The organism is Roseateles sp. (assembly GCF_049240545.1).
Lineage (GTDB): Bacteria > Pseudomonadota > Gammaproteobacteria > Burkholderiales > Burkholderiaceae_C > Paucibacter_A.
In genome coordinates this window covers 52,985-74,629 of sequence record NZ_JBMLSK010000217.1, presented here as the reverse complement: position 1 = coordinate 74,629, position 21,645 = coordinate 52,985, and the positions used below count along the sequence as shown (strand labels likewise).

General features: G+C 60.6%; 19 protein-coding genes, 2 tRNA genes and 1 other RNA gene. 18 read left to right on the top strand and 4 right to left on the bottom strand.

The window, feature by feature from the left end:
* The first annotated feature begins 1 nt into the window (after position 1).
* The 10 genes from rsfS to ACOVRJ_RS14620 all read left to right on the top strand — a co-directional run bounded on the left by rsfS (position 2) and on the right by ACOVRJ_RS14620 (position 7,734).
* Positions 2 to 787: a ribosome silencing factor gene (gene rsfS, locus ACOVRJ_RS14665; RefSeq protein WP_422044581.1), complete on the top strand. Its 786-nt coding sequence runs from the start codon at positions 2 to 4 to the stop codon at positions 785 to 787.
* 19 nt (positions 788 to 806) lie between these two features.
* A complete protein-coding gene (rlmH, locus tag ACOVRJ_RS14660; RefSeq protein WP_422044580.1) occupies positions 807 to 1,274 on the top strand; it encodes a 23S rRNA (pseudouridine(1915)-N(3))-methyltransferase RlmH in 468 nt (155 codons plus the stop codon).
* Positions 1,275 to 1,287: 13 nt separating this feature from the next.
* Positions 1,288 to 1,893 (top strand): Maf family protein, encoded by a 606-nt coding sequence (locus ACOVRJ_RS14655; RefSeq protein ID WP_422044579.1) that lies wholly within the window; start codon positions 1,288 to 1,290, stop codon positions 1,891 to 1,893.
* Positions 1,894 to 1,968: 75 nt separating this feature from the next.
* Positions 1,969 to 3,456 carry a ribonuclease G gene (gene rng, locus ACOVRJ_RS14650; protein ID WP_422044578.1) on the top strand — a complete coding sequence of 496 codons (1,488 nt, stop codon included), beginning with the start codon at positions 1,969 to 1,971 and terminating at the stop codon, positions 3,454 to 3,456.
* 173 nt (positions 3,457 to 3,629) lie between these two features.
* Positions 3,630 to 4,994, top strand: coding sequence for a Tol-Pal system beta propeller repeat protein TolB (gene tolB / locus ACOVRJ_RS14645; RefSeq protein ID WP_422044577.1), 1,365 nt, complete (start codon positions 3,630 to 3,632; stop codon positions 4,992 to 4,994).
* 160 nt (positions 4,995 to 5,154) lie between these two features.
* Positions 5,155 to 5,694 (top strand): peptidoglycan-associated lipoprotein Pal, encoded by a 540-nt coding sequence (pal, locus tag ACOVRJ_RS14640; RefSeq protein WP_422044576.1) that lies wholly within the window; start codon positions 5,155 to 5,157, stop codon positions 5,692 to 5,694.
* Between the two features lies 1 nt (position 5,695).
* On the top strand, positions 5,696 to 6,484 hold the full coding sequence (ybgF, locus tag ACOVRJ_RS14635; RefSeq protein WP_422044575.1) for a tol-pal system protein YbgF: 789 nt from the start codon (positions 5,696 to 5,698) through the stop codon (positions 6,482 to 6,484).
* Between the two features lie 173 nt (positions 6,485 to 6,657).
* A complete protein-coding gene (locus tag ACOVRJ_RS14630; RefSeq protein WP_422044574.1) occupies positions 6,658 to 7,485 on the top strand; it encodes a tRNA threonylcarbamoyladenosine dehydratase in 828 nt (275 codons plus the stop codon).
* 16 nt (positions 7,486 to 7,501) lie between these two features.
* Positions 7,502 to 7,577, top strand: a tRNA-Lys gene (locus ACOVRJ_RS14625).
* 81 nt (positions 7,578 to 7,658) lie between these two features.
* Positions 7,659 to 7,734: transfer RNA gene (locus ACOVRJ_RS14620), tRNA-Lys, on the top strand.
* Positions 7,735 to 8,159: 425 nt separating this feature from the next.
* On the opposite strand, the gene ffs is transcribed toward ACOVRJ_RS14620, so the two are convergent.
* Positions 8,160 to 8,256: signal recognition particle sRNA small type (ffs, locus tag ACOVRJ_RS14615), an RNA gene on the bottom strand.
* Positions 8,257 to 8,362: 106 nt separating this feature from the next.
* A complete protein-coding gene (locus ACOVRJ_RS14610) occupies positions 8,363 to 9,490 on the bottom strand; it encodes an AIR synthase related protein (protein ID WP_422044573.1) in 1,128 nt (375 codons plus the stop codon).
* A 120-nt stretch (positions 9,491 to 9,610) separates the two neighbouring features.
* Here ACOVRJ_RS14610 and dnaX point away from each other — a divergent pair, with 120 nt between their 5' ends.
* The 4 genes from dnaX to ACOVRJ_RS14590 all read left to right on the top strand — a co-directional run bounded on the left by dnaX (position 9,611) and on the right by ACOVRJ_RS14590 (position 13,309).
* Entirely contained in the window at positions 9,611 to 11,836 is a 2,226-nt protein-coding gene (dnaX, locus tag ACOVRJ_RS14605; protein WP_422044572.1) for a DNA polymerase III subunit gamma/tau, read from the top strand.
* 77 nt (positions 11,837 to 11,913) lie between these two features.
* A complete protein-coding gene (locus ACOVRJ_RS14600) occupies positions 11,914 to 12,240 on the top strand; it encodes a YbaB/EbfC family nucleoid-associated protein (RefSeq protein WP_263539948.1) in 327 nt (108 codons plus the stop codon).
* 17 nt (positions 12,241 to 12,257) lie between these two features.
* Positions 12,258 to 12,839, top strand: a complete 582-nt coding sequence (gene recR, locus ACOVRJ_RS14595; RefSeq protein WP_422044571.1) for a recombination mediator RecR — start codon at positions 12,258 to 12,260, stop codon at positions 12,837 to 12,839.
* 74 nt (positions 12,840 to 12,913) lie between these two features.
* A complete protein-coding gene (locus tag ACOVRJ_RS14590) occupies positions 12,914 to 13,309 on the top strand; it encodes an MAPEG family protein (protein ID WP_422044570.1) in 396 nt (131 codons plus the stop codon).
* A gap of 7 nt (positions 13,310 to 13,316) precedes the next feature.
* On the opposite strand, the gene ACOVRJ_RS14585 is transcribed toward ACOVRJ_RS14590, so the two are convergent.
* Positions 13,317 to 14,984 carry a transglycosylase SLT domain-containing protein gene (locus ACOVRJ_RS14585; RefSeq protein ID WP_422044569.1) on the bottom strand — a complete coding sequence of 556 codons (1,668 nt, stop codon included), beginning with the start codon at positions 14,982 to 14,984 and terminating at the stop codon, positions 13,317 to 13,319.
* Complete coding sequence (gloB, locus tag ACOVRJ_RS14580; protein WP_422044568.1) at positions 14,963 to 15,787, bottom strand: hydroxyacylglutathione hydrolase; 825 nt, start codon at positions 15,785 to 15,787, stop codon at positions 14,963 to 14,965. The genes ACOVRJ_RS14585 and gloB overlap by 22 nt, the downstream gene beginning before the upstream one ends.
* A 77-nt stretch (positions 15,788 to 15,864) precedes the next feature.
* Between gloB and ACOVRJ_RS14575 the strand changes: the two genes are divergently transcribed.
* The 4 genes from ACOVRJ_RS14575 to ACOVRJ_RS14560 all read left to right on the top strand — a co-directional run bounded on the left by ACOVRJ_RS14575 (position 15,865) and on the right by ACOVRJ_RS14560 (position 21,630).
* The gene (locus ACOVRJ_RS14575) at positions 15,865 to 16,638 is read left to right on the top strand and encodes a class I SAM-dependent methyltransferase (protein WP_422044567.1); all 774 of its coding nucleotides are present in this window, start codon (positions 15,865 to 15,867) and stop codon (positions 16,636 to 16,638) included.
* Entirely contained in the window at positions 16,635 to 17,138 is a 504-nt protein-coding gene (gene rnhA / locus ACOVRJ_RS14570) for a ribonuclease HI (RefSeq protein ID WP_422044566.1), read from the top strand. Before ACOVRJ_RS14575 ends, rnhA begins: the two co-directional genes overlap by 4 nt.
* A 156-nt stretch (positions 17,139 to 17,294) precedes the next feature.
* Positions 17,295 to 18,551 carry an efflux RND transporter periplasmic adaptor subunit gene (locus ACOVRJ_RS14565; protein ID WP_422044565.1) on the top strand — a complete coding sequence of 419 codons (1,257 nt, stop codon included), beginning with the start codon at positions 17,295 to 17,297 and terminating at the stop codon, positions 18,549 to 18,551.
* A gap of 10 nt (positions 18,552 to 18,561) precedes the next feature.
* A complete protein-coding gene (locus ACOVRJ_RS14560) occupies positions 18,562 to 21,630 on the top strand; it encodes an efflux RND transporter permease subunit (protein WP_422044564.1) in 3,069 nt (1,022 codons plus the stop codon).
* Positions 21,631 to 21,645: the final 15 nt, after the last annotated feature.

The window sequence follows — 21,645 nt, the reverse complement described above, 5'->3', positions numbered from 1 at the left end:
AATGGACATTCGTAAGCTGCAACGCGCCATCGTCGATGGTTTGGAAGATGTGAAGGCCCAGAACATCGTGGTCTTCAATACCGAGCATCTGTCACCGCTGTTTGAGCGCGTGATCATTGCCTCGGGCACCAGCAATCGGCAGACCAAGGCGCTGGCTTCCAGCGTGCGCGTAGCGGTCAAAGAGCGCGGCATGGATGTGCTGCGCTGCGAGGGCGAAGAAAACGGCGAATGGATCATCGTCGACTGCGGCGCCGCCGTGGTGCATGTGATGCAACCCGCCATTCGCGACTACTACCATCTGGAAGAAATCTGGGGCGGCAAGCCGGTGAAGATGGCGCTGGGCGACGGCAAGACCAAGCTGGTCAAGGCCTCGGATGAAGACGAGGACGAAGCGCCCACCAAGAAGCCCGCCAAGAAAGCTGTGAAGCCTTCGCTGCCCGGCAAGCCCGGCGTGAGCAAGAAGGTCGCGGCCAAGGAAGCCGAAGCCAAGCCTGCGGCCAAGAAGACGGCCGCTAAAAAGGTTGTCGCCAAGAAGAGCGCCAGCTCGCGCGAGGTGGATCACAAGACCCCCGCCACTCAAACCCTCAAAGTGGGCTTGGTCAAGCCTGCCGCGAAGAAGGTGACCGCCAAGAAAGTTGCGACCAAGACCGTGGGCGTCAAGAAGGCGCCGACCAAGTCTGCGGCCAAGCCAGCCGCAAAGACGACTGCCGCCAAGGCCCCAGCGAAGACGGCTGCGGCCAAGAAAGTGGCGGCCAAGAAGGTTGTGGCCAAGAAGGCCGCTCGCTGATCCTCGCTGAAGCTTTTTCATGCGTTTGTATTTGGTCGCCGTGGGCCAGCGTCAGCCGGCCTGGGCTGATGCGGCTTATGAGGATTTCGCCAAACGGTTTCCGCCTGAGATGCGTCTCGAGCTTAAGGCCGTGAAGGCCGAAACTCGCGGCAGCAAAACGGCCGAGCAATTGATGGCCGCCGAAGCGCTGCGCATCGAGGCGGCCTTGCCGCGCGGTGTGCGGCGCGTCATCTTGGACGAGCGCGGCGAGCGCCGCACCAGCATGCAATTGGCCGAGCGCATGAAGCTGTGGATGGGCGATGGCCGCGATGTGGCCTTGATCATCGGCGGGCCGGACGGTCTGGCTACTTCCTTGAAAGCCAGCGCCGACGAGACGCTGCGCCTCTCCGACCTGACCCTCCCTCACGCCTTCGCGCGTGTCTTGCTGGCCGAAGGCCTTTACCGCGCGTGGACGGTGATGACGGGGCACCCCTATCACCGCGAATAGTTGCATCTGCCCCATGAGCGTCAACTTCATTTATCTTGCCTCGCAAAGCCCGCGTCGCCGTCAATTGCTGGAGCAGTTGGGCGTGGCGTATGAATTGCTTTTGCCGGGCCCTGATGAGGATGCCGAGAGCCTGGAAGCCGAGATTGCGGGGGAGTCGCCTGAGCACTACGTCGCTCGGGTGACCGAGGCCAAGCTGGAGGCGGCGCTGAAACGGCTGAAGACGCGTGGCTTGGCGCCAGCGCCGGTGCTGTGCTCGGACACGACGGTCGCGATCGATCAGCGGATTCTGGGCAAGCCGCAAGATGCAGACGATGCGTTTCAGACGCTGAGCCTTTTGTCCGGCCGCAGCCACCGCGTGATCACGGCCGTGGCGATCGGCCTGGGCGAGCGCCATACCTCAGCCTTGAATGTGTCCGAGGTGGACTTCATAGAAGTGCCCGAGGAACAGATTCGGCGCTATATCGCCAGCGGCGAACCTTTTGGCAAGGCAGGTGCTTACGCGATCCAGAGTCAAGCGGCGGCGTGGATTTCTCGCATCGAGGGCAGCTATTCAGGCATCATGGGCCTGCCGTTGTATGAGACAGCGCAGCTCTTGCAGCGTTGGGACGTCGTGTTTTGATCCTGATGCGCCTGTTCGTGTTTTGACGCCTGCCGGCATCGCAGCCCGCATGCGTCAGCATTCGAGGTTAGCGATATGGAAGATGTTTTGATCAACTGGTCTCCGCAGGAGACGCGCGTGGCCGTGGTGGAGAACGGCGCCGTGCAGGAGTTGCATGTCGAACGCACCTTGGAGCGTGGCCTGGTCGGCAATGTTTATTCGGGCAAAGTGGCCCGGGTACTGCCTGGCATGCAGTCGGCCTTTATCGACATTGGTCTGGAGCGCGCTGCTTTTTTGCATGTGGCCGATCTGCATGTGAATGGTGCGCCAGCGCATGTGCGAAGCACGCATGCGGAAGGGGGCGTGGCCACTCCGATCGAGCGCCTGGTCTTTGAGGGGCAGGCTTTGACGGTGCAAGTCATCAAGGACCCCATTGGTACCAAGGGCGCACGCTTGTCGACGCAGATCAGCATCGCCGGGCGCATGTTGGTGTTTTTGCCCCAAGATGAGCACATCGGCATCTCACAGAAGATTGGCTCGCCCGAGGCCCGAGAGCAGTTGCGCAGCCGCATGCAAGCTTTGGTGGGCACGGCCGATCAAGGCGGTGGCGGAGGCTTCATCCTGCGCACCAATGCGGAAGATGCAAGCGATGATGAGTTGGCCTCTGACATCGCCTATTTGCGCAAAGCCTGGGCCGCCATCCGCGAAAAAGGTTCAAGCTCACCGCCGGGCACCTTGCTGCACCAAGACCTGAGCTTGGTCGAGCGAGTGCTGCGCGATTTGGTCAGCGAGCGTACCGGCTCGATTCGCATCGATTCCAAGCTGCAATTTGATGTCTTGCACAGTTTCGGCGAAAAGTTCATGCCTGCGGCGACCGCCAAGCTGGAGCACTACCGAGGCGAGCGGCCGATCTTTGATCTCAACAACATTGATGCTGAGTTGAACCGTGCGCTGGCACGACGGGTGGATCTCAAGTCGGGTGGCTATCTGATTTTTGACCAGACGGAAGCGATGACCACGGTGGATGTGAATACCGGCGGTTTCGTGGGCGCACGCAATTTTGACGACACCATTTTCAAGACCAATCTTGAAGCCGCCGGCGCGATTGCGCGCCAGCTGCGGCTGCGCAATCTGGGCGGCATCATCATCGTCGACTTCATCGATATGACGCGCGAGGAGCACAAATCAGCAGTCTTGACCGAGTTCCGAAAGCAACTCAGTCGGGATCGAACCAAGGTCACCTTGGGGGGCTTCACTCAACTGGGCTTGGTGGAGATGACACGCAAGCGCACACGTGAGTCTCTGTCGCGAATGCTGTGTGAGCCTTGTCCGACCTGTGAGGGACGCGCTCATGTGAAGACGGCGCGCACCGTCTGCTACGACATCATGCGCGAGATCTTGCGCGAGGCCCGCCAGTTTTCCCCCAAAGAATTCCGTATTGTTGCTGCCGCCAATGTGGTGGAGATGCTCTTGGATGAGGAGAGCCAACATTTGGCAGGCTTGTCTGATTTCATTGGCAAGCCCATCTCCTTGACGGCCGAGCCGGCGAATCAAACCGAGCATTACGATATTGTTTTGCTCTAGGCTTGGCATCCCGATTCTGTGTCCGCAAGCGCGCCTCAGCGTTTTTTGGGAAAACGAAAAGAGCACCAAAGCGCTACATCCTGTCACCCGCTTCGCGCCGAAGCCGATGAGGGCTCAGGCAGAATGCAGATTCGTTTGAAGCCGCACCCCAGGGTGCTTTGACTGCGATATTCATGACCGCACAGTACACAAATCTTCTTCAGTTGGATTCGTTTGAAGGCCTCGCCGAGGGCAGCCCTGCGGTACAGCGTCGTTCGATCTTGCTGCGCGCCGCAGCTGCGGCCGGCGGATTGACTGGGCTGGGCTTTTTGAATGCATCCGCTCAGGCTCAGTTTCGGGTGGAAATTTCCGGCATTGGTGGCACGCTGCTGCCGATTGCGCTGCCAGAGTTTCGTGATGAATCCCGCGCAGGTCAGGCGGTGTCGGCCATCATCCGCGCGGATCTGGAGCGCAGCGGCAAGTTTCGGATCATTGATGCGCCGCAGTCTGGAATGTTCGAGGGCAGTGCCCCCGCTTGGAGCGATTGGCGGGGTCGAAACGCAGACGCGCTGGCTGCCGGCTCAGCCTCACGCTTGGCGGACGGCCGGATCGACTTGCGCTACAAGCTTTGGGATGTGGTCAAGGGCCAGGATTTGGGGGGCGAAGCGCATGCAGTGGCGCCCGATGATGTGCGTTTGGCTGCTCACCGTATTGCCGACACCATCTATCAAAAGCTGACGGGTGAGCCGGGTGTGTTTGCCACACGCATGGCCTACGTCACCAAAGCGGGTGGCCGTTACAGCCTGCGAATTACTGATGCCGACGGGGAGGGGGGGCAAGTCGCACTGGCCAGTCCAGACCCGATCATCTCGCCCGTCTGGTCACCCAATGGGCGTGACGTGGCCTATGTGTCGTTTGAGACGCGCAAGGCGGTGGTCTGGATTCAAGACGTCTCGACCGGTAAACGGCGCGCCTTGGCGGATTTCCGCGGCACCAACAGCGCCCCGGCGTTTTCGCCCGATGGCCAGCAACTGTGTCTAACGCTGTCTCGCGATGGCGGCTCGCAGTTGTTCATCATCAATCGGGATGGCAGTGGCTTGCGCCGCCTGACCCAGAGCCCGGCCATCGATACCGAATCTGTCTTCTCGCCCGATGGCCGTTCGATTTATTTCGTCAGTGACCGTGGAGGCAGCCCGCAGATTTATCGCATGTCTGTTTCCGGTGGGGCGGCCGAGCGCTTGACCTTCAACGGCGGATACAACATCAGCCCGGCCATCAGCCCGGACGGACGGACGATGGCCTTTATCACTCGTCTGAATGGCGGCACCTTCCGACTCTGTGTGATGGATCTGGCCAGTGGCACTGTTCAGCAAATCAGCGATGGCAGCGATGATGAGAGCCCCAGTTTTGCCCCGAATGGCCGCCTGTTGGTTTATGCCAGTCGAGCCGGCGGTCGAGATGTTTTGATGACGACCACGCTTGATGGCCGCATCAAGGCCAAGCTGATTTCCACGCTGGTCGATGTGCGCGAGCCGACTTGGGGACCGTTCGGTCGCTGATGCAAGCCCGGTGCAATCAGCCGCGCCCTGTTAGGGGTTTGGCCGGTGCGCCGGGCTCAGCTTGGATCCTGTAGCACAATGCCTTGCACTTCGCGCAGAGACGATGTTTTGTAGGTCGTACTCGGCGTGAGGGTTTGATTTTTTCGAAGGAGAGAAACCCATGAAGATGACCCGTTACGCCCTGAGTTTGTTGGCTGCTGCTGTTTTGGCAGGTTGTGGATCGACCGTCAAGCTGGATGAACCCGCCCCGGTTGAAACCCGTCCGGTGGCGCCTCCTACATCGGCTGCTAACAGTTCAGCCAGCACAGCACCGATGGCCGAGTCCAAGGTGGCGACGGTTGATTTGGGCGCGCAGCTGACGGCGGCCGTGGCCAACCAGCGTGTAGTGCTGTTTGACTTTGACAGCTATGCAGTCAAGGACGACTACCGCGGCCTGATCGAGGCGCATGCCAAACGATTGAACAACGACCGCAAGTTGGCGCTGAGCTTGGAAGGCCATACCGACGAACGTGGTGGCCGCGAGTACAACTTGGCTCTGGGCCAAAAGCGTGCCGAAGCGGTGGCTAAGTCTTTGAGCTTGATGGGTGTTGGCGCTGCTCAAATCGAGCCTGTGAGTTTTGGCAAGGAAAAGCCTGCCGCTCAAGGCAGCGATGAGGCCGCTTGGGCCAAGAATCGTCGCGTCGAGCTGAAGGACAAGTGAGATGAACTTGCTGCAGCGTCGCCCGAGCTTCGCTTTGCTGGCTCTTGCGACATGGCTGGCGGTTGCGCCAGCCCAAGCAGCCTTGTTCGATGATGCCGAGGCACGCAAGGCCATCTTGGATTTGCGCGCTCGGCTTCAGCAGTCCGAGGATGCCCAGAGACAGCGTGTCGAGCAATTGTCGACCCTGGTGCAAGATCAGCTCGGGCCTTTGCGCCGCAGCATGCTGGATCTGAATTCGCAAATCGACACCTTGCGTGGTGAGATCGCTAAGTTGCGCGGCCAGAACGAACAACTGGCCCGTGAATTGTCAGAAACGCAACGCAAATTGAACGACCAAGCCCAGGCCTTGGACTCTCGCCTGAAGCCGCTTGAACCCCAAAAGGTGGCGCTTGATGGCAAAGAGTTCCAAGTCGGACCCGAAGAGAAGCGTCAGTACGACGCCGCGATAGGTTTGGTTCGCCGGGGTGATTTCGCAGAAGCTGTCAATACCTTGAACAGCTTTCTGCGGCGCTTTCCCGCCAGCGGGTATGTCGATTCGGTTCGTTTTTGGTTGGGCAATGCGCAGTATGGCAAGCGTGACTACAAGGATGCGATAGCAACCTTCAAGTCATTCATTGCCGCCAACCCGGAGCACCCGCGTGCCAGCGAAGCCTTGCTCGCTTTGGCCAATTGCCAGATTGAGCTGAAGGACATCAAGTCAGCCAGGCGCAGCTTGGAAGACTTGATCAAGGCATACCCAGGCACCGAGGCGGCACAGGCAAGCAAGGAACGTTTGAGCTCGCTGAAGTGAGTGATCGAGCCTCAATGCTTTGAGTCGTGATGAGTTTGGCCCCGTTCGCGGGGCCTTTTTCTTGCCCGCAGGGACGCCTGCTTTGCTTTCTACAATCCTGCCATGAAGAACAACGACCAGCTTTTGCGGCGTAGCGGCAAAGAACCGAGATTGAATCAGTGGGAATGCCGGATATGAGCCTTGCTGAAGATGTGATGGCGGCAGATGAAGAGCGTCGTTTTGGCGGTTTACGTCGCTTGTATGGTGATGCAAGTTACCAAGCCTTGCGCCAAGCGCATGTGGCGGTCGTGGGCTTGGGCGGGGTTGGTTCCTGGGTGGTGGAGGCACTCGCCCGCAGTGGTGTTGCCGCTCTGACTTTGATTGATCTGGACCAGGTGGCTGAGTCCAACATCAATCGCCAAGTGCAGGCCCTGAGTTCTACCCTCGGGATGTCCAAGGTCGAAGCCTTGCGTTTGCGGATACGAGACATTCATCCGAGCTGCAAGGTCACGGTGATTGAAGAGTTTGTGGATGAGCAAAACTGGCCCGCTTTGCTGGCGGGTGGTGAAGGCCGCTTGAATGGGCTGATCGATGCTTGCGATCAGGTGCGCGCCAAGGCTTGTCTGGCAGCGTGGGCTCTGGAGAGGCGCTTGCCTTTTGTCAGTGTTGGCGCAGCCGGCGGCAAGCGAATGCCCCATCTGATGGAGCTCGGAGATTTGGCTGAGATTACGCACGATCCTTTGCTGGCCTCACTTCGACAGCGTTTGCGCAAGCAGTATGGGTCTAGGCGACAGGGCAAGATTGGAGTCACCTGCGTTTACTCTCGCGAACCGGTGCATCGCCCAGTTGCGTCGGAAGGTCAGTCCTGCGAAGTCGATGGCAGCTTGAATTGCCATGGCTATGGTTCTAGTGTGGCGGTCACCGCAAGCTTTGGTATGGCCGCTGCAGCCGAGTTATTGAAGATTATTTTCGAGGATGACCAAAAGGCTATTGCGCGAAACAAAAAAGTCGTATTACAATAGTTGGCTTCACTGGTAGGGGTCGTTAGCTCAGTTGGTAGAGCAGCGGACTTTTAATCCGTAGGTCGCAGGTTCGAGTCCCGCACGACCCACCAGAAATTACAGCAAATATGTGCTATAATGTGAGGCTTGCAAGTTAACTGATTCGAAGTTGATTCGATAAGTTTGCAAAGCGAGGGCTCTTAGCTCAGTTGGTAGAGCAGCGGACTCTTAATCCGTAGGTCGAGTGTTCGAGTCACTCAGGGCCCACCAAAATTAAGAATGGATCAAGCACCGAATGCGAAAGCACTCGGTGCTTTTTTCATTGCTGGCGCAGTGTTGGTTCTGTCGTGTGTTGTGAACTCATGGCACATCAGGCGCCGAGTTCGCGTGTTCCGATATGGGTATGCTGCGGCAGTGTGGCGCTACCTCCTGACGACTTTGAACCGGCGGGATCATTTCAACGCTCTTGGCTCGCGTCGTTGCTGCTTTGCCTTGGCCTAACGCCATGGGTTCGCGGCTTGTTCGAGCAGAGGTATGGCACGCTCAGAATCTGGCTGAGCCGCACTCCGAAGTCGAATGCTTGAACGTGGCACCTTCGCCTTTGCGCGACGAGGGAGACGGGGGGGCTTGAGAAGGAGTGGCATTCAAGAATGCCTGCCGCGTCGGCAATGGGCCCTGTGGGCCAAGGAGATGGGGTTGACGAGCCTTGCCCCGGCACTGGTCACAACGGTTAGGGCTGCTTCGTTCCCGACCTGACCCGGTTGGCCGCGCTTCCATGCGAGGAGGCCCGTCAGCGAGCATTGTAAGCGATAGCGCGTTGCTCTCTGTGGGCGACCCGCTTATTGCGCATGAAAAAGGCACCCAATGGGTGCCTTGCTGAGGGGGGGCTAACTTCGTATCAGCGCAGTTGCAAGTCATCATCACTGAATCTAATGTTCAGCGGTTCAATCAGCAATTGCTTGGGGCCGTCTTCGAGGTGGCCGGCCACGATGGCATCGATGCCGCAGGCCTGGGCTACTTCCACGGTGCGCGCTGCGTCTTCGGCCTTGACGAAGATGGCGAAGCCGGCGCCCATATTCAGCGTCGAGTAGGCCTCGCGGTCATCTTGCTTGGCCTGCTCTTGCATAAAGCGCAGAACGGGTGTCACCGGCGGCACGCTGTGAATGCGGTAGGTGAATTGACCTGGGTGGCGCAGCAGTTTGCGCCAGCCGTGGCCGGTGATGTTGGCGCAGTAGTGGGGCGTGATGCCGGCCTTGAACAAGGCTTCGGTGACTGGGGAATACAGCACGGTTGGGGCAAGCAAGGCATCGCCATAGCTAAGCCCGGGTTCGATCTCGGTGAGATAGCCATTTGGCAGTCGCTCGACCAGTTTGCGTGCCAAGCTCAGGCCGTTGGCATGGATGCCACTCGAGGCCAGCAAGACGATGGCGTCGCCGGCGCCGAGCTTGTCGCCGACCGAAAGTCGCTCTTTGGGGTTGATCAAGCCGGTGCAAGAAGCGGCGAGGTCGATGCGATCGGCCTCGACGATGCCGGCCAGCGCGGGTGTTTCGCCGCCGCCCCAGGCCACTTGGCAGGTGTCGCAAGCCTTCTTCCAGCCCTCCACCAAGCTTTGGGCGCGCAGTTTGTCGCCGAACCAGTCCGAGCCGCCAGCGGCCCAGTAGGCCTGCACGACCAGCGGCGTGGCGCCGACAGTGATCAAGTCGTTGATCGCCATGGCGATGGTGTCTTGGGCGATGCCGGCGTAATAGCTCTTGCCGGTCAGCTTGTACATCTCGTCAGCTACCAGAGTCTTGGTGCCCAGGCACTCAACGATGGAGGCAATGTAGAACGGCCCTACATCGACTACGTAGGCCGATTCGCCGCGCGAAGCCAGCACCTCGCTGAAGCCGTGGCCTCCGAGGTGGGCGCCGGTTGCGGCGGCGGCGCGTTGCGCGCTGATCTTCAGTGGGTCGATCAGGTCGTAATTGACACCGGCTTGGCTGTAGCTGAGGGTGTCGGGGGAGGAGGGGGCGTCATGCGTGCTCATGGGGCGGGATTATCGGTCAGACCGCGGCCATATTCCGCCGAGCGCATTCAAACCTTTCTTTGCCTTCGTTCGACTGGTCTTGCCAAAGAGGTGGAGTCGGCCCCCGTAGAATCCTGCGCCATGAGTTACCAGGTTCTCGCGCGCAAGTATCGTCCCCACAGCTTTGAGGAGTTGGTGGGTCAGGAGCATGTGGTGCAGGCGCTGGCCAATGCGCTGACGCAGCAGCGGCTGCATCACGCCTATCTGTTTACCGGCACGCGGGGCGTGGGCAAGACCACGGTCTCGCGGATTCTTGCCAAGAGCCTGAACTGCACCGGGGCGGATGGGCAAGGCGGCATCACCGCAAAGCCTTGCGGCGTTTGTGATGCCTGCCGCGATATCGATGCAGGCCGATTCGTCGATTACATCGAGCTGGACGCGGCCTCTAATCGCGGGGTTGAAGAGATTTCTCAGTTGCTGGATCAGGCGGTCTACAAGCCGGTGATGGGGCGCTTCAAGGTCTACATGATCGACGAAGTGCACATGCTTTCCAACACCGCCTTCAACGCGATGCTGAAGACCTTGGAGGAGCCGCCGGACTATTTGAAATTCGTGCTCGCCACCACCGATCCGCAGAAAGTGCCAGTCACGGTGCTGTCTCGTTGTTTGCAATTCAATCTTCGCCCGATGGCGCCGCAGACGGTGCTGAGCCATTTGCGCCAGGTCCTGGAGGCAGAAAACGTGCCGGCCGACCCTGGGGCCTTGCGTTTGTTGTCGCGCTCGGCTCGAGGCTCCATGCGCGATGCCCTGTCTTTGACCGACCAAGCGATTGCCTTTGGTGCCGGATCCCTGGTGGAAGAGGGGGTTCGCCAGATGTTGGGCAGCGTGGATCGCGGCCATGTCGTGGCGATTCTGGATGCCTTGATCGCTGCCAATGGTGCCGATGTGGTGGCGCAGGCCGATGGCTTGCGTAGCTTGGGCCTCTCGGCAGCCGGCACCTTGGAAGATCTGGCAGGCTTGCTGCAGCAGATGGCGGTGGCTCAGGCTGCGCCAGGGGCCTTGGATGAGCAGGATCCAGATACCGCTGAGGCTGAGCGTTTGGCAGCGTTATTGCCGGCTGATGAGATTCAGCTGATGTACAGCATGGCCTTGCATGGCCGGCAAGAGTTGGCCTTGGCGCCGGATGAATATGCAGGCCTGCTGATGGTACTTTTGCGCATGTTGAGCTTTCGCCCGAGTGGGGTGAAGGGCTCAGGCGGTAACTCAAGTCAGATGGCTAGGTCGGGTGTCAAATTGGCGGGCAGCCCCTCGGGGGGTGTGAGTGCAGCGCCGGTTGCATCGGTGAGGTCAGCTGCGCCATCCGCGCAAGCTGCACAAGTGAGTGCTCCTTTGCTACGCCCGCAGGCTGCCGTGGCGACCGTACCCGCGCCGCTACCGTCACAGCAGGTGGCGGCCATTGCGCCTTCACGGACACCGCCGGCCCCCTCTGTTTCCGAAGCTTCGGCACCTGCGCTTGTTGCAGACGCCGGTGTAGAGGCTGACGTAGAGACTGACGCAGCGGGACAGGTCGTGGGCGAGATAGCCCCAGCGCCTATCGTTGAGCCTATCGCCCAAGCGCAGGCCGAAGTTGTTGGATCAGATCCTGTGGCCGCTCCCGCCGAAATGAGTGCACAGCCAGCACGGCCTGCTGTGGGGCGCGCTGTGCCCAGCGCAGACTTCAGTGCGCGGCTGCGGCCGCGTGCGATCGAGCCCGAGCTGTCAGCCAAAGCCGACGCGGATGCCCCGCGTCAGTCGGCCTGTGATGAGGTGCCGCCTTGGCTGGACATGCCTCCGCCCGATGACGATGACATGGCGACCTCGAGCGCCATGGCCTATGACGAGGGTGAGGCCGAGGCCGATGATTCATCGCAGGGCGGATCAACTGCTGAGCGTCAGGCCTATGCTTCAACAGCGGGTGAAGATGTTCCCTTGATTCCCACGGCCTTGGGTGAGCGCTGGGCCGAGCAAGTCAAACCTCTGGGCTTGACCGCGCTGACCCGTGAGTTAGCGGTGCGTTCAGAATGCGTGGGCTTTGAAGAGCAAGGTGAGACTTGGCTTTGGCGCTTGCGCGTTGAGCGTGAATCGCTGCGCCAACCCGCCCTGCGGGACAAGTTGCAGGCGGCCTTGGTCGCCCTTTTGCAGCGCCCAGTTTTGATTGAAATGGAGGCCGGCGTGGCACAGGACTCGCCTGCATTGCGCGATTTGGCGCAGGCGCAATCGCGGCAGCGATCGCTCGAGCAAATCGTCATCAAGGACCCGTTGGGTCAGGCTTTGTTGGCGCAGTTCAAGACGGCGCGTATCGTGCCCGGGTCCATCCGCACGCATTGACAGCGCATCTTTTTTCGCCTCGCCCGCAGTGGCGCGGTGAGTGTTTTTATTGAATCTGATAACCGAGGAGTACGGCAATGATGAAGGGTCAACTGGCAGGTCTGATGAAGCAAGCGCAGGCCATGCAAGACAATTTGAAGAAGGCGCAAGAGGAACTGGCCACCGTGGAAGTGGAAGGTCAGTCGGGCGCCGGTTTGGTGAAGGTCTTGATGACCTGCAAGAACGATGTCAAGCGCGTCACCATTGATCCGAGCCTGCTGGCGGATGACAAAGACATGCTGGAAGACTTGGTTGCCGCAGCCTTCAATGACGCGGTGCGTCGTGCCGAAGAGGTCAGCTCGCAGAAGATGGGCAAGTTGACCGCAGGCATGCCCATGCCCCCGGGCATGAAGTTCCCCTTCTGATGCGATTGACCTGATCGGTGGCGGCACTTGAAACTCTGATCGAGGCGCTCAAGCGCCTGCCCGGCGTGGGGCAGAAGTCGGCGCAGCGCATGGCTTACCACCTCCTGCAGCATGATCGCGAGGGCGCGCAGCAACTGTCGACCGCCCTGCGGTCAGCGGCCGAGCAGATCGGCCATTGCCGGCGCTGCCATACCTTCAGTGAAACAGAGATCTGCACGATTTGCGCGGATCCGGCACGCGATCCCAAGCTGCTCTGTGTGGTGGAATCACCGGCCGATCAGGCGGCTTTGGAGCGTAGCAACTCCTACCGTGGCTATTACTTTGTGCTCTTGGGGCGAATCAGCCCGCTGGATGGTGTCGGCGTGGGGCAGATCGGTGCGGCCGAATTGCTTCAACGCGCTGCGGAAACCGGGGTTGAGGAAGTCATCTTGGCCAGCAGTTTCACCGCAGAGGGCGAGGCCACAGCTTATGTGCTGGCTGAAGCGCTGCGCGCACGCGGATTGAAGGCCACACGCTTGGCGCGGGGTGTTCCGGTGGGCAGTGAGCTCGAGTATGTGGACTTGGGCACGATCGCTCATGCCCTGGTCGATCGACGTTAGCCGGTCGAGGCCCACTGTTGTGCGCCCTGACTTGCAGCGCCCGTGTTAACTTTTTTCAAAGCAAGGGAGACGCGATGACCATCGCCCATTACTGCATCATCGTGGCTTGTCTGTTGCCCATTGTTTGTGCCGGGCTTGCCAAGTCCGGAGGCTTTGGTCGTCCGCGCCGAGAAGGCGGATACGACAACCACAATCCGCGGGCATGGTTGGCTCAACAAAGCGGCCGTCAAGCCCGCGCCAATGCGGCGCAGGCGAACAGCTTTGAGGCCTTGCCCCTGTTCATTGCCGGGGTGTTGGTGGCGCAGCAATTGCAAGCGCCGCAGGAATGGGTCAATGCACTCGCGATGGGCTTCATCGCCGCCCGCGTGGCCTATATCGCTGCTTATCTGGCTGACTTCGCCACACTGCGTTCGGGCCTTTGGTTCCTTGGCATGGGCTGCAGCGTGGCCTTGTTTTTCAGCGCGCCTTGAGCGCCTCTTACTGTCGCGTCATTTGCCGAGCAGTCCCATTGGATTGCGATGCCGAAGCCACCACGGCACGCCCGCTGCTTGGCTTGCGAACGGACTTGGCGGGTTTCGCCGCAGCAGATGATTTGCTGTTGGATTTTGCCTGGGCGACTCGCTTGGTTGACGCCTTTGGCGCGGTAAACACCACCACGGTTTGCCCAGGTTTGAAGGTCGATTTGACGCCGACCTTGTTCCATTCGGCGACTTGAGCTGGGCTGACCTTGTAGCGCGCCGCCACCGAGGCGACGCTGTCTTTCTTGCCTGCCTTCAGGCTCAGGCGGCGCAGCGGCGGTGTGTCGGGGGCCAGGTTGATGGCGGCGTGGTCGGCCAAATGTTCCGAAACATCCTCGATTCGATGCGCGGCGCGTGGAACCAGTAGCGTGGAGCCTTTCTTGACCAGCATGCGAGGCGGGATTTTGTTGATTTCCCGCAGCGAAGCTTCGCTCATGCCGACTTCCTTGGCCGCCGCTTGCGGACTCATGGTTCTGGGCACGGACCAGGCGGTCCAACTGGCCAGCGGGCCGCGGTGGGCGGCGAGTGCTTGAGCAAAGGTTCGGGCGTTGTCGTAGGGCAGAAGGATTTGGTTGGTGCCGGCGGCCAGCATCACCGGTTTGTTCATCTGTGGATTGAACTGCTTGAACTCTTCCACCCTCATGCCTGCCAGGCGCGCAGCCAGGTCCACATCCATATCGCGGTCGAGATTGACGCTCAAGAAGAAGGGGTGATTGGCCACAGGCGGCAGCGTTAATGCGAACTTCTGCGGCGCCAACACAATGTTCTTGACCGCTTGCAGTTTTGGAATGTAGTAGCGGGTTTCATCGGGCATCCTCAGACTTTCGTAGTCGGTGGGCAGCCCGGCCTTTTGGTTGCGAGCGATCGCTCTTTGAACATTGCCTTGGCCCCAGTTGTAGGCGGCCAGCGCCAAATGCCAGTCGCCAAAAATCTTGTGCAGGCGTCCCAGATAGTCGAGCGCCGCGCGGGTTGAGGCCAAAACGTCGCGCCTGTCGTCGCGAAAAATGTTCTGCTTCAGATCGAAGTCTCGGCCGGTGGCTGGTACGAATTGCCACATGCCCGAGGCTTTGGCGGTCGACAGTGCTTGGGGGTTGAAGGCGCTCTCGATAAAGGGCAGCAAGGCCAACTCAGTGGGCATGCCGCGCTTTTCCACTTCCTCGGCGATGTGGAACAGGTAGCGCCCGCCGCGGTCGGTCATGCGCTGAACGTAGTCCGGCCGGCTGCTGTACCAGGTCTCGGCCTTGCGGACCAAGTCGTTTTCCAAGTTCTCCATGGCGAAGCCATTGCGCAGGCGCACCCACAAATCGGGTTGGGCTTCGTTCTCGTTCAACTCGATCTTGACGCCGGGACGCAGGCTGTCTTCTAACAGCGCCAGGTTGGCCGCTTCGTTGCTGCTCTCGGCGGCGGCGCTCTGCGTTGGCGCCACCGCGGGCGTCTGGGGGCTTGAGGGGCTCTGAGCCCAGTTGCGCGGCAGTGCATTGCGTTCACTGCTGCTTGTGGGCTCCTGCAGCGGAACCGTGCTGGCACAGGCACCCAGCAGGGCGGTGATCAAGAGCAGGCTCAGGCGCGCCAAGGGACGCACATGAAAGGCCGAAAGGGTTTGTTTCATCTGAACACGTTCTTCCATTGCCGCAGGTGGGCGAAGACCTGCACCGCGCGATCTGTCGCGTCGATGCAGGGGGTTGAATGGGGCTCGTTGGCGGAGAGGGCTTGGGCTGCGAATGCAGCATCAGCGGCGCGTGCAACGGCTGCTTCGTTACAGCGCAAAAAAGGGTTGATCTGCAACTCCAGCGCCAAGTGGGAGGGCAGGGTCGGCAAATCTTGGCTGCGTTGGGATTCGCACCACTGTTGATACTGGATCAACGCGGCATTGTCTGGCTCCACCGTCCTGGCAAATCGCAAATTGGCCAAGGTGTATTCATGCGTACAGCAGATCCGGGTCTGCGCTGGCAAGGTCGCCAGTGTTTGCAGCGAGGCGTGCATCTGTGCCGGAGTACCTTCGAACAAGCGGCCGCAACCGCCAGAAAAAAGCGTATCGCCGCAGAACAAGAGCGGGGCGTTTGCGTCGCTGGGCTTGGCCAGGAAATAGGCGATGTGGCCGGCCGTGTGGCCCGGCACATCAATCACCCTGAACTGCTGCCCCAGCAAGACGATCTCATCACCGCCTTGGCAGGGGGTGCAAACGACGGGCATGGTTTCGAGTGCCGGCGCATAAATTGGACCGTGCAGATGCGCTTGCAAGTCTTTCAGCCCACCGACATGGTCGGCATGGTGGTGCGTCACTAGAATGCCGCAGAGCTGCAGCGAATGCTCGGACAGGAACTTCAGTACGGGGGCTGCATCACCGGGATCCACTACCAGGGCATTGCGGCCATCGTGCAGGATCCAGATGTAGTTGTCCGCAAAGGCGGGAATCGCCTCGAGCTTCATGCAGCCAAGTCCAGACCCGAATTCATGCCCAATTTCATGCGTCCATGCCCATGCCAGGTGAAGCGTCGATTATAGAGTTGGCATCCTGGCTTCAGACCCCGCCAGGGCGCTATTTGCTGTCATGGGAGCAGGCGCAGCTGGACGCTGCCGTGGTGGATCTGTTTGGCTTTCATGCCTTGCAATTGGGTCTACCTGAGTTGCCCGGCCTGCAGGCCAACCGCATGCCGCATCGATGGCTGGCCTTGAACCATACTGATCGGTATTCCGCCACCGCGCTTGCGGGGCCAGGTCTTGCCCTGTTCTGTGAGTTTGAGGCCCTGCCCTTTGAAAGCAATAGCCTGGATCTGGTGGTGCTGCCGCATGCCTTGGAGCTAGCGGCCGATCCGCACGTCTTGTTGCGAGAGGTGGAGCGGGTGCTTCGCCCTGAAGGTCGCTTGGTCATCTTGGGCCTGAATCCGGCCAGTTCCTGGGGGCTCAGGCAGAATCTCGGCCGAGGCCTGCCCGGCAGGCAGCCGCCATTTTTGCCTCGCGAGGGTGAGTTCATTGGGTACTGGCGCTTGCGCGACTGGTTGCGATTGCTCAGCTTTGAGGTGGAAACCGCACGCTTCGGTTGTTACCGGCCGCCGCTGCGTTCTGACCCCTGGTTGGCACGCTGGTCATGGGTCGAGCCCATCGGTGCCCGCTGGTGGCCGGTGTTAGGGGCTGTTTATTTCATCAAGGCCATCAAACGCGTGCATGGCATGCGTTTGATGGGGCTTGATAAAAGTCGCAAGTCCGTGCGCGCGGCCGCACCGGCGGTGGCCGTGCAGAGTCGTCAACCAATGCAACAACATAAAGAACAAGGTTCATGAATCAATCGACCTCTGAGCCGAGCGGCCAGCCTAGCTCCGCTGCCTCCGCCCCCAAGATCGCCAAGCCTGTGGTCGTGATCTACACCGATGGGGCCTGCAAGGGCAACCCCGGCCGTGGGGGCTGGGGCGCTTGGTTGAGCAGTGCCGGCCACGAGAAAGAGCTGTTTGGTGGCGAAGCCAATACGACCAACAACCGCATGGAGCTGACCGCCGTGATTGAGGCGCTGGCTTCACTCAAGCGCAGCTGCCAGATCACGGTTTTCACGGACAGCGAGTATGTGCGCAAGGGCATGACCGAGTGGATGAGTGGGTGGCAGCGGCGCGGCTGGAAAACGGCTGACAACAAGCCGGTCAAGAACGCGGAGCTTTGGCAGCGTTTGGATGCCTTGCGCAAATTGCATCAAGTGGAGTGGCGCTGGGTGAAGGGTCACGCAGGTGATCCTGGCAATGAGCGAGCCGACGCATTGGCCAACAAGGGCGTGGCGGTGGCCGGTCGCTGAAGCACTTGATCCCCGTGGGGTGTTTGTGCGCTTTGCGACCACCGGCCGTGCTTTGGGGGTCTGAAAGCGTGTTTCAGACCCTTTCATGGCTCGGACGATGCCCTGCATGGAACAAATTGAACTGACTGGCGCTAGAGTGCCCGCTCGGAGATCCGCATGACACTGAAGAAGAAAATTCACACCGTTGGGGCGCTTGCCGCTCTTGTTGCCCTGAGCGCTGCGGCCTACTGGTGGCAGCTTCGGCCTGCTGCGGGGCTGTCGAGTCAAGCAAAGCCCAGCGAAGGCCAGGCCGCCAGCCCCTCAAGTCAAGGCAAAGGGCCAGGCAACGCAGACTCAAAGACGCCAAACGCAGGCAAGCCCAGTGGCCCGATACCGGTCGAAGTCGGCACGGTGGAATTGCTTGCACTGCCCGAAGATGCGCAGACGGTGGGAACCTTGAAGGCGCGCCAATCGGCCCTGCTCAAGCCCGAGGTCAGCGGCCGTATCGTCAAACTCGGTTTCACCGATGGTCAGCGCGTGCGCCAAGGGCAAGTGCTGGTGCAGTTGGATGACAGCTTGCAAGCCGCGCAGTTGCAGCAGGCCGAGGCTCAGGCCAGCATTGCGCGCAGCAACCTGAAGCGCAACAAGGAGTTGTTGGCTCAGAGTTTTGTCAGTGCCAGTGCGGTCGACCAAGCGCAAGCGGCCTTGGATGTGGCCGAGGCCCAGGTGAGCTTGGCGCGGGCACAACAAGGCCGCATGCAGGTCCGGGCGCCTTTTGATGGGGTGATGGGCATTCGCTCGGTCAGCGTCGGAGACTATGTCAAGGATGGCAGTGACTTGGTCAGCATTGAGGACGCCTCGTCCATGTGGGTGGACTTCCGATTGCCGGAACGTTCGGTGCCTCGTTTGAAAGTCGGTCAGCCGGTGGAGGTGACCTTGGACGCCTTGCCGGGCCGCAGCTTCAAGGCCCAGATCGAAGCCTTGGACACGCAACTCGAAGCCAATGGGCGCTCCTTGTTGGTGCGAGCCCGTTTGCCGGCCAATGCGCCCGGCAGTGGTGAATTGCGTTCAGGTCTGTTCGCGCGCGTGAGCGTTTTGCTCTCGACCCATCAGAACGCTTTGCTGGTGCCTGAGGAGGCTTTGGTGCCTCAGGGGGGGCAGCAGTACCTCATCAAATTGAGCGGCGATGCATCGGCGCCGACCGCGCAGCGTATCGAGGCCAAACTCGGTTTGCGCGTTCCGGGCAAGGTGGAGATTTTGTCGGGCTTGAAGGCCGGCGACCGGGTGGTGACGGCGGGTCAAGCCAAACTGATGCGCGGCGAAGGTCAGGCCTTGAAGATCGTCGATGTGGACAAGCAAGGCGCGGCTCGCGCAGGCTTGGCGGGCAAGGGCGCTGCTGCTTCAACTTCCGCAGCCTCCGCGGCCAGCCGTTGAGAGGCCTTCGATGAAGATCTCTGAAACCTCTATTCGCCGACCGGTATTTGCGACCGTGATGTCGCTGCTGCTGGTGCTGGTGGGCATCGTGGCTTTTGAGCGCTTGACCCTGCGCGAATATCCCAAGATCGATGAACCGGTGGTCACGGTCAGCACCCGTTTGGTGGGCGCTTCCAGCGAGGTCATCGAAAGCCAGGTCACCAAGCCGCTGGAAGACTCGATTGCGGGTATTGACGGGATTGAGGTGCTGACTTCCAGTTCACGCACCGAGTCGAGCCAGATTACTGCTCGCTTCAAGTTGGAGAAAAATCCCGACGACGCTGCGGCCGATGTGCGCGACCGCGTCGCTCGGGTGCGGGGTCGCCTGCCCACAGCGGCAGACGAGCCGGTGGTAGCCAAGGTCGAGGCCGATGCCCAGCCGACCATCTGGATCGCGTTCTCCAGTGAAGTTCTGAGCCCGCTGGAGATCACTGATCTGGTCAATCGGGTGGTCAAGCCGCGCTTGCAGACTATTCCCGGCGTGGCCGATGTGCAGACCGGCGGAGACCGCAAATACGCGATGCGCATCTGGCTGGATGCCGACCGCCTGGCGGCTTACAAGCTCACCGTGCAAGATGTCGAAGACGCGTTGCGCAAGCAGAACTTGGAGGTGCCGGCCGGCCGAATTGAAAGCCAGCAGCGTGAGTTCAGTGTGACGGCACGCACCGACTTGAACACGGTTGCCGAGTTCTCTGATGTGATGATTCGACAAGCCGGCGCCATCACTGTGCGCCTCAGAGACGTGGCTCGCATTGAGGAGGCAGCCTCCAGTGAACGCTCGCGGGTGCGTCTGAATGGCGTGCTGTCGGTCAGTTTGGGGGTGGTGCGCCAAGCCACGGCCAATCCCTTGGAGGTCTCGGCGGCGGTGCGCGAGATGATGCCCAAGTTGCAGGCCGACTTGCCAGACAGCATCAAGGTTTTGCCCGCGAATGACAATTCGGTCTTCATCGACCGCTCAATCAAGTCGGTCTATCACACCATTGCCGAGGCGGTGGTCTTGGTGGCCTTGGTGGTGTTTGTGTTCTTGCGCACCGTGCGCGCGTCCATCATTCCCTTGGTGACGATTCCCATCAGTTTGATTGGCTCATTTGCGCTGATGGCGGCGGCGGGTTTCACCGTCAACACCCTGACCTTGCTGGCCTTGGTGTTGGCGATTGGCTTGGTGGTGGACGATGCGATCGTGGTGCTGGAGAACATCTTCCGCCATATCGAGGAGGGGATGGAGCCCTTCCAGGCGGCGCTGAAGGGCTCCAAGGAGATCGCTTTTGCTGTCTTGGCCATGACGATGACGCTGGCGGCGGTGTTTGCGCCGCTGGCCTTCACGCCGGGTCGCACCGGACGCTTGTTCGTCGAGTTCGCGATGACCTTGGCCGGCGCGGTCATTGTGTCCGGCTTTGTGGCGTTGACGCTCACGCCCATGATGTGCAGCAAGCTGCTGCGGCACAACGCCAATCCCAGCCGCTTTGATCGTGGCATGGAGCTGGCCCTGGTGTGGATCAGCGAGCGTTATGCGGCCACGCTTCGCTTGGCATTGCAGGCACGTTGGTTGGTGGTCTTGTTGATGCTGGCTTCGGGTGGCGCGAGCTGGTATTTGTTCAGCACCACCAAATCGGAGTTGGCGCCGATGGAGGATCGCGGCGTGATCGTGATGCCGATCAGCGCGCCGGACGGCTCCACCTTGGCGTTCACCGCACGCTACCTGGATGCGGTCGACCGCATTGCCGCCCAGTACCCGGAGTTTGACCGCGCCTTTCTGTTCTCGGGCAATGGCGGGGTGTCTTCGGGGCTGGCGATTCTGCGCACGGTGGATTGGTCCGAGCGCAGCCGCACGACGCAAGAAATTGCCCGCCTGATGTTGCCTCAGGTCAGCATGCTGCCGGGGGTGCAAGCGTTTCCGACCACCCCGGCCAGCTTGGGGCAAGGCTTCACCGCGCGACCGGTGAACTTTGTGGTGGTCACCAGCGACAGTTACGCCAATCTGGCCAAGGTTACGCAGGGCATGTTGGCCGAGATGGCCAAGAACCCGGGCCTCGTGCAGCCCGACAGTGATTTGCGACTCAACAAGCCCGAACTCTATATGGCGGTAGACCGCGAACGTGCGGCCGATTTGGGTGTGCCGGTGGATCAGATTGCGCGCACGGTGGAGACCATGCTGGGCAGCAGGGCGGTAACGCGTTACAAGCGCGGCGCTGACCAGTACGATGTGCTGGTGCAAACCGATGCGGCCAATCGCAGCACGCCTGAGCAGATCGAGAAGTTGTTTGTACGCGGCCGTGGCGACACGATGGTGCCGCTGTCCAGCCTGGTCAAGGTGGAGGAGGCGGTCAGTCCGCGCGAACTCAATCACTTCAATCAACGCCGCTCGGTGACCCTGAGTGCGAACTTGGCGCCGGGGTACTCGCTGGGAGAGGCCCTGGCCTTCATGGACAAGACTGCGGCCAAGGTATTGCCTGTGGGTTATGCCACCGAGCTCAATGGCGTCTCGCGGGAGTACAAATCCAGCAGCGGCGCGCTCGGCTTGGTGTTTGTGCTGGCGCTCTTGTTCATCTTCTTGGTCTTGTCGGCGCAGTTCGAGAGCTTCATCGATCCCTTTGTGATCATGCTGTCCGTGCCTTTGTCCATGGTCGGTGCTTTGGCGGCCTTGCAGTGGTCGGGTGGGTCGCTCAACGTTTATTCGCAAATCGGCTTGATCACCTTGGTGGGCCTGATCACCAAGCACGGGATCTTGATTGTTGAATTCAGCAATCAACTGCGACAGCAGGGGCGCGAGGTCAAGGACGCGGTGATCGAGGCCGCCTCGATGCGCTTGCGCCCCATCTTGATGACCACCGGCGCTATGGTGCTGGGGGCCTTGCCCCTGGCCCTGGCCACCGGCGCCGGTGCCGAGAGCCGCCAGCAAATCGGCTGGGTCATCGTCGGCGGCATGAGTCTGGGCACGCTGCTCACCATCTTTGTCGTACCCACGATGTACACCTTGTTTGCCCGCAAGAGCATCCCGGGCGAGATCACCACGCCGGCTTTGCCCGAAGTCGGCGCCTGAGCCGCCATGGGCTGC

Excerpts from the sequence above, each read along its gene's own strand:
- rnhA (WP_422044566.1), top strand. The coding sequence starts at position 16,635 with ATGAATCAATCGACCTCTGAGCCGAGCGGCCAGCCTAGCTCCGCTGCC.
- ACOVRJ_RS14585 (WP_422044569.1), bottom strand. The coding sequence starts at position 14,984 with ATGGAAGAACGTGTTCAGATGAAACAAACCCTTTCGGCCTTTCATGTG.
- ACOVRJ_RS14600 (WP_263539948.1), top strand. The coding sequence starts at position 11,914 with ATGATGAAGGGTCAACTGGCAGGTCTGATGAAGCAAGCGCAGGCCATG.
- ACOVRJ_RS14655 (WP_422044579.1), top strand. The coding sequence starts at position 1,288 with ATGAGCGTCAACTTCATTTATCTTGCCTCGCAAAGCCCGCGTCGCCGT.
- ACOVRJ_RS14560 (WP_422044564.1), top strand. The coding sequence starts at position 18,562 with ATGAAGATCTCTGAAACCTCTATTCGCCGACCGGTATTTGCGACCGTG.
- pal (WP_422044576.1), top strand. The coding sequence starts at position 5,155 with ATGAAGATGACCCGTTACGCCCTGAGTTTGTTGGCTGCTGCTGTTTTG.
- dnaX (WP_422044572.1), top strand. The coding sequence starts at position 9,611 with ATGAGTTACCAGGTTCTCGCGCGCAAGTATCGTCCCCACAGCTTTGAG.
- ACOVRJ_RS14565 (WP_422044565.1), top strand. The coding sequence starts at position 17,295 with ATGACACTGAAGAAGAAAATTCACACCGTTGGGGCGCTTGCCGCTCTT.
- ACOVRJ_RS14630 (WP_422044574.1), top strand. The coding sequence starts at position 6,658 with ATGAGCCTTGCTGAAGATGTGATGGCGGCAGATGAAGAGCGTCGTTTT.
- tolB (WP_422044577.1), top strand. The coding sequence starts at position 3,630 with ATGACCGCACAGTACACAAATCTTCTTCAGTTGGATTCGTTTGAAGGC.
- ybgF (WP_422044575.1), top strand. The coding sequence starts at position 5,696 with ATGAACTTGCTGCAGCGTCGCCCGAGCTTCGCTTTGCTGGCTCTTGCG.
- rlmH (WP_422044580.1), top strand. The coding sequence starts at position 807 with ATGCGTTTGTATTTGGTCGCCGTGGGCCAGCGTCAGCCGGCCTGGGCT.
- rng (WP_422044578.1), top strand. The coding sequence starts at position 1,969 with ATGGAAGATGTTTTGATCAACTGGTCTCCGCAGGAGACGCGCGTGGCC.
- ACOVRJ_RS14610 (WP_422044573.1), bottom strand. The coding sequence starts at position 9,490 with ATGAGCACGCATGACGCCCCCTCCTCCCCCGACACCCTCAGCTACAGC.
- gloB (WP_422044568.1), bottom strand. The coding sequence starts at position 15,787 with ATGAAGCTCGAGGCGATTCCCGCCTTTGCGGACAACTACATCTGGATC.
- ACOVRJ_RS14590 (WP_422044570.1), top strand. The coding sequence starts at position 12,914 with ATGACCATCGCCCATTACTGCATCATCGTGGCTTGTCTGTTGCCCATT.
- rsfS (WP_422044581.1), top strand. The coding sequence starts at position 2 with ATGGACATTCGTAAGCTGCAACGCGCCATCGTCGATGGTTTGGAAGAT.